Source organism: Arthrobacter sp. SIMBA_036, from assembly GCF_046535135.1.
Classification (GTDB): Bacteria; Actinomycetota; Actinomycetes; order Actinomycetales; family Micrococcaceae; genus Arthrobacter.
This window is the reverse complement of record NZ_JAWRXG010000003.1, coordinates 255117-269214: the sequence shown is the minus strand read 5'-3', so window position 1 is coordinate 269214 and position 14098 is coordinate 255117. Positions and strand designations below refer to the sequence as shown.

Sequence of the window (14098 nt, the reverse complement as noted above, 5' to 3'; positions counted from 1 at the left end):
CTCGATAGGATTGAGGCCATGACGTCGAACCTGGCTGCGGTCACCTATGCCGTGAATTTGTCCCCCGAATCACTGGAAACGCTAAGGAAGACCTTGGCAGATGCGGGGGCGGTGGTTTCGTCGGAGTCACAGTCCGGAGATGAGCGGTTTGCCGTCCACAGCGCAACCCTCACGGTGACTGCGGACGCATCATCGGACCTTGCCGAAATCCGTAGTTACGTGGCGTCGAACGCCGTGGACGGCGTAGACACGGCCATCATTCCAGAGGCCCTGCGGCAAGCCCCGCGGAAACTCCTCGTGATGGACGTCGACTCCACGTTGATCCAGCAGGAAGTCATAGAGCTCCTGGCCGCCCATGCGGGTAAGCGGGAAGAAGTCGCCGCCGTCACGGAGGCGGCGATGCGTGGTGAATTGGATTTCGCCCAGAGCCTGCACGCCCGGGTTGCTGTCCTCGCCGGGCTGCCGGCCGCCGTCGTCGACGCAGTGCGGCAAGAAGTCCGCCTTAGCCTGGGCGCGGCAGAACTCGTTGCCGCGTTCAAGGACGCCGGCCACGTGGTGGCAGTGGTTTCGGGTGGTTTCAACCAGATCCTGGGTCCGCTCGCGGCCGAACTGCGTCTGGATTATTGGATCGCCAACGAACTGGAAATCGTCGACGGCGTCCTGACCGGCAAGGTTCTCGGTGCTGTCATTGATCGGGCTGCCAAGGAAAAGTACCTCCGCGAGTGGGCTGCGGCTGAAGGCATCAGTTTGGAACACACCATAGCTGTCGGCGACGGCGCCAACGATCTCGACATGCTCGGAGCTGCGGGAATAGGTATTGCCTTTAATGCCAAGCCCGCCGTCCGGGCCGTGGCCGACGCCGCGATCAATATGCCGTACTTGGACGCGGTTCGGCATATCGCTAACGTGTAGGCTGCCTTGATTTCGTGACGCGAAAAAGCAAACTATTTATTAAATTGATGCTAAAAACCTAGTTTCTCAGTCCCTAATTCCCTCACCTTGCCTAAATTTATGTCACCCGGTGAATTCGACGTATATTGTTCGAGTTCGTTATTTTCGTGCACAATTGCAAACTCATCAGGGAGCCGTAAAGCATCCCGCAATCCAGGATGACGGAAGTACAGAGGCAGGACGTGAACGGTACGCAACGTACATGGAAGTGGTGGCGACGCGACGAAGGCTCTTCCGCTGCGGAGCCCTCGCTGACGAAAACGCCAGAGGCGGAGCCTCCAGAGGTGGACTTCGTTTCCTGGGAGTTGCTCCAAAGCACCCCTTTGTACCAGGAAGCCAGTTCCGTCTACTTTGCGGACGCCCTTGGAGACAGAGCAGAACAGGAAGAAGACATTATGAGCTCACTTGATGAAGCTATCAGGCAACTGCTGTCCATCGAAGGCGCCACGGGTGCGGCGATCGTCGACTATTCCAGCGGCATGGCACTGGCTCAGGGGGGAAGTCCCGGCTTTGACCTCGGCGTGGCTGCTGCGGGTAATTCAAATGTCGTCAGTGCGAAGCTGCGCACCATGGCGGACCTAAACCTGAACAGCGACATCGAAGACATCCTCATCACCCTGGGGTCCCAGTACCACCTGATCAACGTCCTGAACTCCGGTGGTTCCAAGGGCCTGTTCGTCTACCTGGTGTTGGACCGGACCTACGCAAACCTGGCGTTGGCACGCCACAAGCTGAACAACCTCGCCAACGGGATCATCATCTAGCAAGAACCGAACCCAGAAAGGGGCGGCCACCATTGCAGAGTAATCGCGATGGGGGCCGCCCCTTTGCTCCATGGCAACTGCTGGGCTGCTCCATAGCAACTGCTGGGCTTGGAAAATGTGCCCAGCAGCCGTCAAGCCTTCACCCTGCGTGCCATAGTGGCTCCCAACGCGGGCGTGCCACCCAGCATGTGGTGTACCAAGACGTCCTCGTTGGTGTTGGTGTTCGCTTCGATGGTGACCAGTTCGCCGTCGCGCATCACGGCGATCCGGTGGCACCAACTGACGAGTTCCGATAGATCCGAGGACAGAAGAATGATCGCGACGCCGGTCTGGCTGAGCTCGTTGAGCATCTTGTACACCACCTCTTTGGCGCCGATGTCGATGCCGCGGCTGGGGTGGCTGAGGATCAACACGTCACAGTCGGTGGTCATCCATCTGGCCAACTGGACCTTTTGCCGATCACCTCCGGACAGATGTGTGAGGCTCCCATGGATATTCGTTGTGTTGATCCTCATGCGCCGGACCAGTTCAATCACGCCCCGGAGCTGGCTGACCTCGGCTTGAAGCGTGGCCTGCGTGTCCTCACTACTCTGCTGCAGGCCCTCAACAATGCTGGCTTGGGGCTCGAGGTTGTCATCATCATCCGACAGGTAACCAATCTTCAGCCTCCGTGCATCCTCCAGCCGCCGGATCTCGACCTTATTTCCGTGCATGAAAATGTCGCCCGAGATGCTCGGGCGAATGCCCACGAGTGCCTCCGTCAACTGGTAGACGCCGGAACGATGCGTACCGACGATGCCGAAAATTTCACCCTTGGCTACGCTGAAACTGACATTGCGAACAACATCTCCTACCGCGAGGTTCCTGACCTGCAGCACCTCGGAAGCATCCGCCGGATCAGCAGGCCTCGCAGTGTCCTGCAACTTCTGCTGCAGCAGCATGAAGGTGAGCTCATCAACGCTTGTTTGGCTGGCATCGACGATCCGGTGGACTTTGCCGTCCCGCAGGACAGCGATGCGGTGCGCGATGGAACGGACCTCGTCCAGCCTGTGGGTGATGTAAATGATCGCCCGCCCTTGACCGACAAGCATCCGGAGAACGTGGTGGAGGATAGCGACGTCGTGATCGGGCAGTGACGCGGCAACTTCATCCATAATGACCAACTGGGCTTCTTCGGCCACCATTCGGAGAACCTCAACGAGGGCCTGCTCCGCCCGGATCAACGTGCCGACTTTAGCGTCAGGGTCCATGGAAACGCCGATGCCGTCGATGAGCTCGAGTGCTTGAGCCCTTAGCTCCGCGTGGGATTTGGCTGCCTGGAAGGTTCCACGGAATATCGCCTTTGCCACGGTCAATTCGGGATCGAGCCGGAAATTCTGTGGAATGAGCCCCACCCCGCAGGCACGCGCTTCCTCAGGAGATTCCGGCGAGTAGCGTTCACCAGCCATCATGATGTGGCCGGCGTCGTGTTGGTGAGAACCTGCCAACACCTTCATGAGGGTGGTTTTGCCCGCACCGTTCGTTCCGATGACACCAAGAATTTCGCCTCGGTACAACGAGATGCCAATGCCTTTGAGGATGCGCCGCTGATCATAGGAGGCGTGAATGTCGTCAGCGTGGAGTAACAAGTCCAATTGTGCTCCTGGTTTGGCGTTATGCGTTCAGTGCCCGGCGGAGAATTCCGTAGGTTGCGCATCACCCAATTTCCGCATTCGGCGCGCCACTACAGCGAGGGCGCATTGCAGAGTCAACCAGATCACGACGATAAACGCAAAGACAGAAAGACGAAACAACATTTTCTAATTCGTGACGCGGAATGCCGAACTATTTATTAGATTGTCACCAAGGGTAAAAGCAGAGCGGCCCGGGACGTCAGTCCCGGGCCGCTCTGCTACTTCCGTTACGTTCGGAGGCTGTCCTACTGGGCAGCCTTGCCGAAGTAGTCAGCGCCTCCGACGTACTCGGTGTGTCCGGACTCGACGTCGGCGGTGACCATCTTGGCGACCTCCGCGGCGAATTCCTTGACTGAGTACAACTTTCCGGCCTCGGCTCGCCGTGCTTCGATAGCACCCGGGTTGGAGCGGTCCAGCAGAGTGGCTGTTACCGTTCCCTCGATCATGTCGCCGGAAACCACCACCAAGGAGATTCCCTTGTCCTCGAGCTGAGGCAGAAGGTGACGCAGTGCATCCTCGCCCGCCCGCTTGCTCTTCGCTACGGGCTCGTACTCGGGCATGGTGGGAACGGATTCCACAAAGTGGGCTTGGTGGCTGGTGACGAACACGACCCGCGAACCTTCCGGCATGAGTGGGACAGCCGCGTTGAGCATGTTGACCTGTGCGTCGCGGTTCAGCTTGAGGGCGTAGCCCTCTTCCATGCCCGTCTCCATGCCGCCGGATGCATTCAGCACCAGGACATCCAGGGAGCCGAATTCTTCCATAGCCTTGCTGGCGAGGGCGTGTACGCCCTCCTCGGTTGTCAGGTCCGCACCAACGGCCGCAGCGCGGCCTCCCGCTGCCTGGATTTCCGCCACGACCTTGTTGGCGCGTGGCGCTTTTTGGCGGTAGTTCACGACGACGGCGGCACCCTCAGCTGCCAGGAACTTGGCAACTTCTGCCCCGATTCCGCGAGAGGACCCCGTCACGATCGCGGTCTTGTGTTCCAGCTTTCCCATTCATGCTCCTTTTGTTCACTACATCCAAAAATCGTGGCCTGATCTCCATCATGCCAGCGGCTTGGATGGAATCCGTTGTAGGGCCCGGACAAAAACCGCTATCGGGGCTAGTGGCCCATTCCGAGGCCGCCGTCAACGGGGATTACGGCACCGGATATGTAGGCGGCTTCATCGCTGGCCACCCAACGAACCACGTTGGCTACCTCGGAAGCTTCGGCGAACCGGCCGGCCGGGACATTCGCCAAGTACGATTTCTGCGTCTCTTCGGGCAGTTCAGCGGTCATGTCGGTATTGATGAAGCCGGGGGCCACGACGTTGGCGGTGATGCCGCGGCTGCCGAGTTCCCGCGTCAGCGAGCGGGCAATGCCAACCATCCCGGCTTTGGAAGCTGAGTAGTTAATCTGGCCGGGGGCGCCGTAGAGGCCGGAAACCGAAGAAATGAGCACGACCCGACCTTTGCGCAGGCGGATCATCCCCTTGGACGCGCGCTTGATAACGCGGAAGGCGCCGGTGAGGTTGGTGTCCAGGACGGACGTGAAGTCGGCCTCGCTCATCCGCAGCAACAGCGTGTCCTTGGTGATGCCGGCATTTGCCACCAACACTTCAACAGGACCGTGTGCCTCTTCCACCTTTTTAAAGGCCTCATCGATGGAAGCCTCATCGGTAACGTCGGCCTTGACGCCCAGGATTCCTTCAGGCAGTTCAGTTTCACTGCGGTAAGTAACCGCCACCTTGTCCCCGTTGGCCAGGAATGACTCGGCAATGGCCAAGCCGATGCCGCGATTACCGCCGGTGATGAGGACGCTACGGCCGTTGGATACTGCTTCAGACATGCTTGGACTCCGGATTCTGCGGCAGGCATCCGCCACGATGAAGAGGGATTTTTCTGGTTTGATCTTATCCGCAGCGCACGCCCGCCGCGGATAGAAGACCTGGTTTGGGTGGTCACGGCCTTGGTGAGAGAATTGGGGGAAGCCTTTGGAGCGTGATGATTCAGCTGTGACACAAGAAGACAGTCCCCTGCAGCATGCGCCCGGGGATCCGGATGACGTATCCGGGGACCCGGAGGTGCACAGCATTACCGATGCCGCCGCCGCGCACTCGGAAGACATGCGGGATCGCATGATCAAGTACGCCGTAGCTATGGGAATCCGCATGGTGTGCATCGTCCTGATCTTCGTGGTGGACGGCTGGTTCAAAATCATCGCGATCGCAGGGGCAGTCTTTCTTCCGTGGATTGCCGTGGTTATCGCTAACGGCAGCGACAAGGCGGAAGTCCCCAGCGATTCCCTCCTGGAATACCTCCCGGTTCCCGAGATCGAAGGGCCGGCCACGCATGTCGGGACGCCCCCAGAGGAAGGACCGACAATCCTCCAAGGCGAAGTGGTGGACGAAGAGCCGCCGACCACAGAAGCTCCGGACGTGCGCTCCGGCAACCCGCCCCGAAAACCCAACAGCGAGGAGGCGACGTCATGAACATCCTCAACCTTGGTGGTGTGGCATCCCCCCAACAGGATTCAAGGAGCACCACTGGCCCTGCCCTGTGTGCCCGCAAAGGATGCCGTGCCGGCGCCACGTGGCAGTTGCTGTGGAATAATCCCCGCATCCACACTCCGGAACGCCGTAAGGTCTGGTTGGCTTGCGAAGAGCACCGGGAATGGCTGGAGGAATACCTGAAGACACGGGAACTCTGGAAAGAAACCCAGCCTTTTAAAGTTGTTGATGCACCATCGAACGAGGCCGGCTGAATGTACCGTTTCCTTTTCTCCAGCAAGTGGCTGGGGTACTTCGTCTTGGCTGCCGTCTTCGCCACGGGATGCGTGCTGCTTGGCCGGTGGCAGATGGACCGCCGCGCGGAAACCCTCGCTGAGATAAACCGCGTGGTGACCAATTACTCAGCCGCTCCCGTCCCCTTTTCCCAGGTAAAGAACCAATTCACGTCCTTGGATCCGGAGCGGGAATGGACGCAGGTCGAGCTAAGAGGCAGCTATGATCTGGCCGGTGAACGTGTGGTTCGAAACCGTCCCCTCAACGGGCAACCTGGCTATGAGGTTGTTGTGCCTTTCCGCTTGACCACCGGAGATGCTGTGGTGATTGATCGTGGCTGGTTACCCATCGGCAACAAGACCCCGGGCCACCCCGACACCATCCCCGCGCCACCAAGTGGACAAGTGACAGTGGTCGCCCGCCTCAAGGCTTCGGAACCCAATTTGGACCGAGGATCCGTGGAAGGCCAGCTCGCGTCCATCGACCTCCCCACTTACGCCAGTGAACTCCCGTTCCCGATAGCGACGGGAGCTTACGGACAACTGGCAAGCGAGACCCCCAGCGTGCATGACATGCCCGCGCCGTTCCCCAAGCCCGAAACCGACGAAGGGACCCACCTCTCCTATTCGTTGCAGTGGTTTGCCTTCGGCGTTCTGATGTTCATCGGCTTCGGATACGCAGCGCGCCAACAGGCCCGTAATGCGGCGCTTGACGCGGAAGAAGATGAAGAGGACGAGATCATCGCTGCGGGCGGACTGCCCAAGCGCAGGGCTCCGGCCCCCCGAAAGAATAAGCGGCCGACCGCCGAAGATGAGGAAGACGCGATCCTTGATGCCCAAGGTTACTGATCCTGTAGGAAACGTCAGGCTGGCACTCAAGGCAGCCGGCGCCCCGGACACAGTCAGGATCTTCGAGCATAGCGTTCCGACGGCGGCAGCGGCGGCTGCCGTTCTCGGCTGCGACGTTGCAGCCATCGCAAACAGTCTTGTGTTCGAGCTCTCCGGCCGTCCCCTGCTGATCCTCGCCAGCGGCGGGGCCAAGGCGGATACCGCGCTTGTGGCCGATCAGTTGGGGCTCGGCCGGATCCGCCGGGCCAGCCCGGATTTCGTCCTGAAACATACGGGCCAGGAAGTTGGCGGAGTTGCCCCCGTGGGCCACCCGGCCCCCCTTCGCACTGTTCTTGACGCCTCGCTTGAGCAGTACCCGCTGCTGTGGGCCGGAGCCGGTGACCACAACGCCATGTTCTCCATCAGCTATGAGGAACTCGCGCGGATCACAGAAGCGGAGCCACTCAGGGTCCGCTGAAGTAAGAACCCGCTGAAGTAAGAACCCGCGGTGGCGGCGCTAGGCCAACGTGATGAGGTCGAGGTAGTCCTCGTTCCAGTGATCCTCCACCCCGTCGGGAAGCAACACCACACGCTCGGGGTTCAGGGCTGAGACCGCGCCTTCGTCGTGGCTGACCATCACGACGGCGCCGCTGTAGTTTTTGAGCGCCCCCAGAATTTCCGCGCGGCTGGCGGGGTCCAGGTTGTTGGTGGGTTCGTCCAGCAGCAAGACGTTGGCACTGGACGCCACGATGGTGGCAAGTGCAAGTCGTGTCTTTTCACCACCGGACAATACGCCCGCCGGCTTCTCGACGTCGTCTCCCGAGAAGAGGAATGAGCCCAGGATGCCCCGAACCTCCGCATCCTTCATGTCCGGGGCGGAGGAGCGCATGTTCTCAAGAACGGTGCGGTCGACGTCGAGCGTTTCGTGCTCCTGGGCGTAGTAACCGACCTTCAGTCCGTGCCCGGGGATGATTTCGCCGGTGTCCGGTTTGTCGACTCCGGCCAGCATGCGCAGAAGAGTGGTCTTGCCGGCACCGTTGAGGCCAAGAATGACCACCTTCGACCCGCGATCGATCGCCAAATCGACGTCGGTGAAGATTTCAAGGGAGCCGTAGGACTTACTGAGGCCTTCAGCGGTAAGCGGTGTCTTGCCACACGGCGATGGATCGGGGAAGCGCAGAGCTGCCACGCGGTCATTCTCGCGCACTGCCTCGAGGCCGCTCAGAAGGCGCTCAGCTCGCTTGGCCATGTTTTGCGCAGCCACGGCCTTCGTAGCCTTGGCACGCATCTTGTTGGCTTGGTCAATAAGTACTTGGGCCTTCTTTTCGGCGTTGGCACGCTCGCGCTTGCGCGCACGCTCGTCCGTCTCGCGCTGAAGCAGGTAGCGCTTCCAGTCCATGTTGTAGTAGTCGATCTGCGCGCGGTTGGCGTCAAGCAGGAAGACCTTGTTCACTGTGGCTTCCAGGAGATCCGTGTCGTGGCTGATCACGATCAGGCCGCCTTGGTGATTCTTGAGGAAGTCGCGCAACCACGTGATGGAATCGGCGTCAAGGTGGTTGGTGGGCTCGTCAAGAAGGAGCGTCTCAGCGTCCGAGTACAGGATCCGCGCCAACTCCACGCGGCGGCGCTGGCCACCGGAGAGCGTCTTCAGCGGCTGGTTGAGGAGCCGATCGGGCAACGCAAGGTTGGAGGAGATGGCGGCAGCTTCGGCCTCTGCCGCGTAACCGCCGCCGGCCAGGAATTCCGTTTCCAAACGGTCATAGCGGTTCATGGCCTTACGCTGAACCGCGGCGTCCTCGCTCGCCATGTCCTCGTGGGCCTTCTTCAGTTTCCCGACCACCACATCCAGGCCCCGCGCGGAGAGAATCCGGTCGCGGGCGAGCTGCTCCATGTCCGGAGTCCGGGGATCCTGCGGCAAGTACCCGATCTCGCCGCTACGGGTCACTTTTCCGCTGGCCGGAAGGCCCTCACCTGCAAGAACTCGGGTAAGGGTTGTTTTGCCGGCTCCATTGCGGCCAACCAACCCGATCTTGTCCCCCCTGTCCACCCTGAAGTTCACCTGGTCCATGAGCAGGCGTGCGCCGGCGCGGAGTTCAAGATCCTGGACGGTAATCAATTCGGGTGATGCCTTTCAATGGGGAACGCCTGCGGAACCGGTGGGCCGGGTGAGTGAGGCGGGTACGGCCGTAAGAACAGCCTTACCAAGTCTACCGGCACCCCGGACGCGCGCATGCACCCGTCGAAACGGGGCCGGGTGGGGGGCATGCAGCCGGCGAGGAAGGCAATCTGTGCCAAGGGCTAAACAATTCCGCTTCCGTATTGTGGAGAGGCTCCAAAAAACCCCACCCCCATGCTCCCTATCCTCGATATCAGGGGGAACCCGCCCACATCACCCGCATCATTCCGATAGGACCATCATGAACACCACTGACTCTCCGACAGCTTCCACCCCGTCACTCCAGCGGGGCGCCCCTTCGCGGAAACGTTGGACCGCAACCGACATCGGGCTGATTGCCGTCTTCGCGGCCCTCGTTGCTGCATCGGCGGTTGTTCCCGGAATTCCCGTGGGCGCGCTTGGGGTGCCCATCACCTTGGTGACCCTGACCGTCATGCTCAGTGGCCTGGTCCTGGGCGCGGGCCGTGGGTTCGCCGCCGTCGGGCTGTATGTCCTGTTGGGACTAGCGGGCTTGCCGATCTTCAGCGGTGGCCGCAGCGGCCTTGGGATCTTGGCTACGCCGTCGGCCGGATACATCATCGCGTTCCCGCTGGCTGCCGCCGCAACCGGATACCTCGCCGCCTTCGTCATTCGGCGGACGTCCAAGGCTCGCGCGCCGTGGCTGTTCGTGGCAACGATGATCAGCAGCGTCGTGATCGTTCACGCCCTGGGAGTGCTGGGCATGATGGTCAACGCGAAGCTGGACCTCAGCAAGGCTTTCTTGGCCGACCTTCCCTTCTACCCGGGTGACATCTTGAAGAACGTCCTGGCAGTGGTCATAGCCGTGGCCATCCACAAAGCGTTCCCGGACGTCTTGGTGCGCCGGGTCAAGTAGAGCTGGAACAATTACCCCATGGACGCCATCTGTATGGACCGGGTCTCGGTACGGGTCACGGTCGAGGGCAGCGACGCAGCTAAAACCCTGCTCCACGACGTAACACTGAACTTGACCGAACAGCGGATAGGCGTCATCGGCGCCAACGGTTCCGGGAAGTCCACTTTGCTCCGGCTTTTGAACGGCTTGGTTGAACCGAGCGAGGGAACCGTAGTGGTTCACGGTCAGGACACTGTTTCGGCGGGGCGCCGGGTCCGTGGGAACGTCGGATTCGTGTTCACCGACCCCTTATCCCAACTGGTGACGCCGACAGGGCGCGAGGACGTCGAGCTTTCCCTGCGCCGGACAGTGAAGAACCGCAAGGAAAGGACAGCCCGTGCTGAGGCTGTCTTGGACCGCTTCGGGTTGCTTCGCCTCGCGGACCAGAGTATCTACGAATTGTCCGGCGGCGAACGTCAGCTGCTGGCCCTGGCTGTAGTCCTGGCTGTGGACCCTGCCGTGCTGGTCCTCGACGAGCCGTCCACCCTGCTCGACCTCAGGAACCGGGAACTGCTGCGGACCACGATTGCTGGTTTGGAACAACAGGTGGTCATGTCCACCCACGACCTCGACCTGGTGCTGGGCATGGATCGGGTGCTGGTGGTGGATTCGGGGCAGATCATGTTCGACGGCGAGGCCGCCGAGGCCGTTGCGTACTACCGGCACGCGTGTGCCACAGCGCTGAACGCCGACCAGCTCGGGGGCACCCGTCGATGAGGGGCCACGGCTACCTGGTGGGCAATTACGTGCCTGGCCATTCCGTGGTCCACCGCGCTCCCCTATGGCTGAAATTCCTCGTGGTGGCCGCCTGCGGAACTGCATCATTCCTGATCGTGGACTGGCGCGTGTCCCTGCTGGTCTTCGTGGTGATGTGCGCCGTGTTCCTCAGCACCAGAATCGGAATGCGGCGGCTTCTGCGTACCATCCGAACAGTGGCCCCTATCCTTCTGGTCATTGGACTTTTCCAGTGGTGGCAGCTGGGCGGACCGACGTCGGCCCGAATCGTGTTAAACGTGTTGATCTGCGTTGTAGCCGCTGCCGTGCTGACGGCGACCACCCCCGTACAAGACCTTTTGGATGGCGTGGCCTCCTTGGCGAAGCCCTTCCGCAGGTTGGGTGCCGACCCCGAACGCTTCGCCCTGACTATCGCTGTGATGCTGCGTAGCATCCCCTATATTGCTGGCGCCTTCGCCGACGTGCGGGATTCGGCGCGCGCCCGTGGACTTGAACGGAACCCAAGGGCCCTCATTTTGCCCGTGTTCATCACTACCGTGGCGTACGCCCGCCAGACCGGGGACGCCCTGACCGCCCGCGGTCTGGGCGAACCCGAGGAACCCAGCGAGCAGTCCTAAACCCCGCTGCTTAGAGGCGCGCGTACTGCAGCAGGGCTGCCGTACCCATGCCGCCAGCGCTGCTGATCATGGCCAGTCCCAGCGCCAATTCCCCTGTGTCTTTGTAGCGGGCCCGGGCCTGGGCCAGCAACCTGGTCACCAGCACCGCTCCGGACGCGCCATAGCCGTGGCCCAAGGCTAAAGCGCCGCCTTCCACGTTGGCGCGCGCCGGATCAATGCCGAGGTGTTGCAGGCAGGCAATCGTCTGGGAGGCGAACGCTTCGTTGAATTCCCACAGCCCCACATCCCCGGCAGAAACTTGACGGGTAGCCAGAAGCCGTTCGGCAGCATGTGCAGCGCCTATTCCCAACAGTTTCGGGTCCACGCCCTTGGTATCGCAACCGAGCACCATCATTCCCTCCGCCGCCCCAAGCTCGCGCGCCCGCTTGAGGGAGGTGATGACGACGGCGGCCGCGGCGTCCGCGTCGAAGCATGAGTTCCCTGCGGTGACCGTTCCGCCGCTGACAAACGACGGCGGAAATCGCACCATAAGTGCCGAACTCAGCGACGGCCTGGGGCCGTCGTCGGCATCCACCCAACGGCCCGGTACAGGCGATGGCAGGGGTACGATTTCCCCCGAAAACCGGCCCGCAGACGAGGCGTCAATGGCCCGTCGGTGGCTCCGAAGCGCGAACTCGTCCTGATGTTCCCGGGTGATGTTGAATTCCTCGGCAACGTTCTCAGCCGCAACGCCCATGTCCGGATCCCCGAAGCCTTGGGGAACGAAAGTGGCCCTGGCGTAGAAGTCGAGGCTCCCGTCCGCATTTCGGTGGGCGCGCGCTGGAGCTGTGCTGATACTTTCAACTCCGCCGGCCAGGAACAGCGGATCGCCGCGACCGGCAACCAAACGGGCAGCCAGAGCAATAGCATCCAGCCCGGAACCGCACTGGCGGTCGACGGTGACGCCGGGGACGGTGACCGGCAGGCCTGCTTCGAGCGCCGCAAATCGTGCAAGGTTTCCGCCACCGCCCACCGCGTTGCCAATAATCACGTCGTCTACCTGGGCAGGGTTCGCCCCCGTGGCATCAACCAACGCCCGTAGGACGGGCGCCAGCAGTTCCGGTGCCCGGAGGTGCTTCAGTTGGCCATTCGCGCGGCAGATGGGCGTCCGTAGGGCAGCGATGATGACCGGTTGCCGCGACGGGTCGTCCGCGATATCGGAAGACGGCATGCTAGCCAAGTGGGACAGCCCGGGGGTCATGGTTCTTGATCCAGTCCAAGAGAACATTGCGGCTGATCTTGCCCCGGTCTGTCATGGGCAACTCGGAGAGGACGTAGTACTGGACCGGCCGCTTGTCCCTGGCCAGCAGGCCGTCCAACCCCGTCCGCAGTTGTGTGGCCGTAACCGCACCATACGCAGGGACGACGCCGGCAACTACCTTTTGCCCACGGATGTCATCAGGCGCACCTGCAGCAATTGCGGTGTCGATGCCCGGAACCGAAGCAAGGGCCAGTTCCACTTCATGGGGATAGACGTTCTTTCCGGCGGTGATGATCATGTCCGACTGGCGCCCCAGCATATTGAGGATGCCGTTCTTCACAAATCCCTGGTCCCCCACTGTGTACCAGCCATCGAGGCAACGAAGGGCGTGCCCGTCGTCTCCCCACAGGTACCCGTTGCTGACCATACCGCTCCGGACGCAGATGTTTCCGTGTTCACCGTCCGGAAGTGGCTGGCCGGCGTCGTCGAGAATCTTCAACTCAACACCGGGGAACGGTGAACCGATACCGGTTCCTCCGGCGTCGAGGGGCTGGTCCGCCGGGAGTTCCGTTCCGGAAACGAAACTGAGTTCGGAGGCGCCGTAATACTCGAAGATGGCGGCGTTCGGCGCCCAACGGCGTGCTGCTTCCAAGGTCCGCGCGTCCAGCTTGGAACCAGCACATATGATGCTTCGAACGCCCGAGGCATCCACGCCCCCAGCCAGCCCCCGCTCACTGAGCAACCTGAGCATGGTGGGCACCAACACCAAGCGGGTGATGCCATCGTGGCTGATGGCGGCGTGCGCATCTCCGACGTCGAAGGACTCCAACGTATGGAACGCCGCCCCGGCATAGAGACACTCCGACAACGCGTAGAGGTTCAGGCTCGCGGACAGGGGGCCGGGGGCTAATGTGCGGTCCTGACGGGTCAGCCCGAAGAACGCGATCGATGCATCGAAGGAGACTTGCCAGGAGCGGCGTGACCGTGTGAAGGCTTTGGGCATCGCCGTGGTTCCGGATGTCAGGCCCACCAGAAAAGTAGTGGTTGGGTCGCCGTCCACCAAGGTGCCTGCCGGCAGACCGGTGGGCTCTGCGCCGCCCGGCTTTTTCCGGCCAGTGGCCGGGGCATCCACCAAACGAAGGCTGACTTCGTCAATTAGTGCCTCGGGCCACTCAGGGTCCAGGACAGCGCACCGCCGTTCACCCGAAACGGCGGCGACGTAACGTTCAACGAAGTCCACGGAGTTCCGCTCGGCTAGGATGGTGGTGGCCTTGGCATCGCGGGCAAGCACAGAGGCGGCATCGCGCAGGTCAGCCCAAGTGCGCCGGGCGTTCCCCACAACGACAGCGGTGTCGTAGGGGTGCTCGTCGGCCCAGAGTTGGAGTTTGTTCAAGAATGGCATCGTGTCGATTTTACGGTAGCCTCGGGCATTCAACA

Annotated in this window: 15 protein-coding genes; 9 read left to right on the top strand and 6 right to left on the bottom strand. The window is 61.6% G+C overall.

Annotated features, from left to right (window positions below):
- The first annotated feature begins 18 nt into the window (after positions 1-18).
- Positions 19-912 carry a phosphoserine phosphatase SerB gene (serB, locus tag SB659_RS06220; RefSeq protein ID WP_410549811.1) on the top strand — a complete coding sequence of 298 codons (894 nt, stop codon included), beginning with the start codon at positions 19-21 and terminating at the stop codon, positions 910-912.
- A 197-nt stretch (positions 913-1109) separates the two neighbouring features.
- Positions 1110-1715 carry a hypothetical protein gene (locus tag SB659_RS06215; RefSeq protein ID WP_410549810.1) on the top strand — a complete coding sequence of 202 codons (606 nt, stop codon included), beginning with the start codon at positions 1110-1112 and terminating at the stop codon, positions 1713-1715.
- A gap of 131 nt (positions 1716-1846) precedes the next feature.
- Here SB659_RS06215 and SB659_RS06210 read toward each other — a convergent pair whose 3' ends face one another.
- The 3 genes from SB659_RS06210 to SB659_RS06200 all read right to left on the bottom strand — a co-directional run bounded on the left by SB659_RS06210 (position 1847) and on the right by SB659_RS06200 (position 5219).
- The gene (locus SB659_RS06210) at positions 1847-3349 is read right to left on the bottom strand and encodes a sugar ABC transporter ATP-binding protein (protein WP_410549809.1); all 1503 of its coding nucleotides are present in this window, start codon (positions 3347-3349) and stop codon (positions 1847-1849) included.
- Positions 3350-3633: 284 nt separating this feature from the next.
- Entirely contained in the window at positions 3634-4386 is a 753-nt protein-coding gene (locus SB659_RS06205) for an SDR family oxidoreductase (protein WP_410549808.1), read from the bottom strand.
- Positions 4387-4493: 107 nt separating this feature from the next.
- Entirely contained in the window at positions 4494-5219 is a 726-nt protein-coding gene (locus SB659_RS06200; protein ID WP_284974714.1) for a beta-ketoacyl-ACP reductase, read from the bottom strand.
- Positions 5220-5385: 166 nt separating this feature from the next.
- Between SB659_RS06200 and SB659_RS06195 the strand changes: the two genes are divergently transcribed.
- Genes SB659_RS06195 through SB659_RS06180 form a run of 4 tightly spaced genes read left to right on the top strand, consistent with a single transcriptional unit; the run spans position 5386 to position 7458 of the window.
- Complete coding sequence (locus tag SB659_RS06195) at positions 5386-5862, top strand: DUF3099 domain-containing protein (protein WP_410549807.1); 477 nt, start codon at positions 5386-5388, stop codon at positions 5860-5862.
- Positions 5859-6134 carry a hypothetical protein gene (locus tag SB659_RS06190; RefSeq protein ID WP_410549806.1) on the top strand — a complete coding sequence of 92 codons (276 nt, stop codon included), beginning with the start codon at positions 5859-5861 and terminating at the stop codon, positions 6132-6134. The genes SB659_RS06195 and SB659_RS06190 overlap by 4 nt, the downstream gene beginning before the upstream one ends.
- Positions 6135-7001: an SURF1 family protein gene (locus SB659_RS06185; RefSeq protein WP_410549805.1), complete on the top strand. Its 867-nt coding sequence runs from the start codon at positions 6135-6137 to the stop codon at positions 6999-7001.
- Positions 6985-7458 carry a YbaK/EbsC family protein gene (locus SB659_RS06180; protein WP_410549804.1) on the top strand — a complete coding sequence of 158 codons (474 nt, stop codon included), beginning with the start codon at positions 6985-6987 and terminating at the stop codon, positions 7456-7458. Before SB659_RS06185 ends, SB659_RS06180 begins: the two co-directional genes overlap by 17 nt.
- A gap of 39 nt (positions 7459-7497) precedes the next feature.
- Here the strand turns inward: SB659_RS06180 and SB659_RS06175 are convergent, their stop codons facing one another.
- Positions 7498-9096, bottom strand: coding sequence for an ABC-F family ATP-binding cassette domain-containing protein (locus SB659_RS06175; protein WP_284974719.1), 1599 nt, complete (start codon positions 9094-9096; stop codon positions 7498-7500).
- 301 nt (positions 9097-9397) lie between these two features.
- Between SB659_RS06175 and SB659_RS06170 the strand changes: the two genes are divergently transcribed.
- From SB659_RS06170 to SB659_RS06160, 3 genes are read left to right on the top strand one after another with little or no spacing between them, the layout of a single operon-like run.
- Complete coding sequence (locus SB659_RS06170; RefSeq protein ID WP_410549803.1) at positions 9398-10030, top strand: biotin transporter BioY; 633 nt, start codon at positions 9398-9400, stop codon at positions 10028-10030.
- Between the two features lie 18 nt (positions 10031-10048).
- A complete protein-coding gene (locus SB659_RS06165) occupies positions 10049-10786 on the top strand; it encodes an energy-coupling factor ABC transporter ATP-binding protein (protein ID WP_410549802.1) in 738 nt (245 codons plus the stop codon).
- The gene (locus SB659_RS06160) at positions 10783-11421 is read left to right on the top strand and encodes an energy-coupling factor transporter transmembrane component T family protein (protein WP_410549801.1); all 639 of its coding nucleotides are present in this window, start codon (positions 10783-10785) and stop codon (positions 11419-11421) included. The genes SB659_RS06165 and SB659_RS06160 overlap by 4 nt, the downstream gene beginning before the upstream one ends.
- Before the next feature lie 10 nt (positions 11422-11431).
- Here SB659_RS06160 and SB659_RS06155 read toward each other — a convergent pair whose 3' ends face one another.
- Both SB659_RS06155 and SB659_RS06150 read right to left on the bottom strand, forming a co-directional pair.
- Positions 11432-12631, bottom strand: a complete 1200-nt coding sequence (locus SB659_RS06155) for a thiolase family protein (protein ID WP_410549800.1) — start codon at positions 12629-12631, stop codon at positions 11432-11434.
- Position 12632: 1 nt separating this feature from the next.
- Positions 12633-14063, bottom strand: coding sequence for a class I adenylate-forming enzyme family protein (locus SB659_RS06150; RefSeq protein ID WP_410549799.1), 1431 nt, complete (start codon positions 14061-14063; stop codon positions 12633-12635).
- Positions 14064-14098: the final 35 nt, after the last annotated feature.

Excerpts from the sequence above, each read along its gene's own strand:
- SB659_RS06165 (WP_410549802.1), top strand. The coding sequence starts at position 10,049 with ATGGACGCCATCTGTATGGACCGGGTCTCGGTACGGGTCACGGTCGAG.
- SB659_RS06150 (WP_410549799.1), bottom strand. The coding sequence starts at position 14,063 with ATGCCATTCTTGAACAAACTCCAACTCTGGGCCGACGAGCACCCCTAC.
- serB (WP_410549811.1), top strand. The coding sequence starts at position 19 with ATGACGTCGAACCTGGCTGCGGTCACCTATGCCGTGAATTTGTCCCCC.
- SB659_RS06215 (WP_410549810.1), top strand. The coding sequence starts at position 1,110 with ATGACGGAAGTACAGAGGCAGGACGTGAACGGTACGCAACGTACATGG.
- SB659_RS06180 (WP_410549804.1), top strand. The coding sequence starts at position 6,985 with ATGCCCAAGGTTACTGATCCTGTAGGAAACGTCAGGCTGGCACTCAAG.
- SB659_RS06155 (WP_410549800.1), bottom strand. The coding sequence starts at position 12,631 with ATGCCGTCTTCCGATATCGCGGACGACCCGTCGCGGCAACCGGTCATC.
- SB659_RS06205 (WP_410549808.1), bottom strand. The coding sequence starts at position 4,386 with ATGGGAAAGCTGGAACACAAGACCGCGATCGTGACGGGGTCCTCTCGC.
- SB659_RS06185 (WP_410549805.1), top strand. The coding sequence starts at position 6,135 with ATGTACCGTTTCCTTTTCTCCAGCAAGTGGCTGGGGTACTTCGTCTTG.
- SB659_RS06190 (WP_410549806.1), top strand. The coding sequence starts at position 5,859 with ATGAACATCCTCAACCTTGGTGGTGTGGCATCCCCCCAACAGGATTCA.
- SB659_RS06200 (WP_284974714.1), bottom strand. The coding sequence starts at position 5,219 with ATGTCTGAAGCAGTATCCAACGGCCGTAGCGTCCTCATCACCGGCGGT.
- SB659_RS06160 (WP_410549801.1), top strand. The coding sequence starts at position 10,783 with ATGAGGGGCCACGGCTACCTGGTGGGCAATTACGTGCCTGGCCATTCC.
- SB659_RS06170 (WP_410549803.1), top strand. The coding sequence starts at position 9,398 with ATGAACACCACTGACTCTCCGACAGCTTCCACCCCGTCACTCCAGCGG.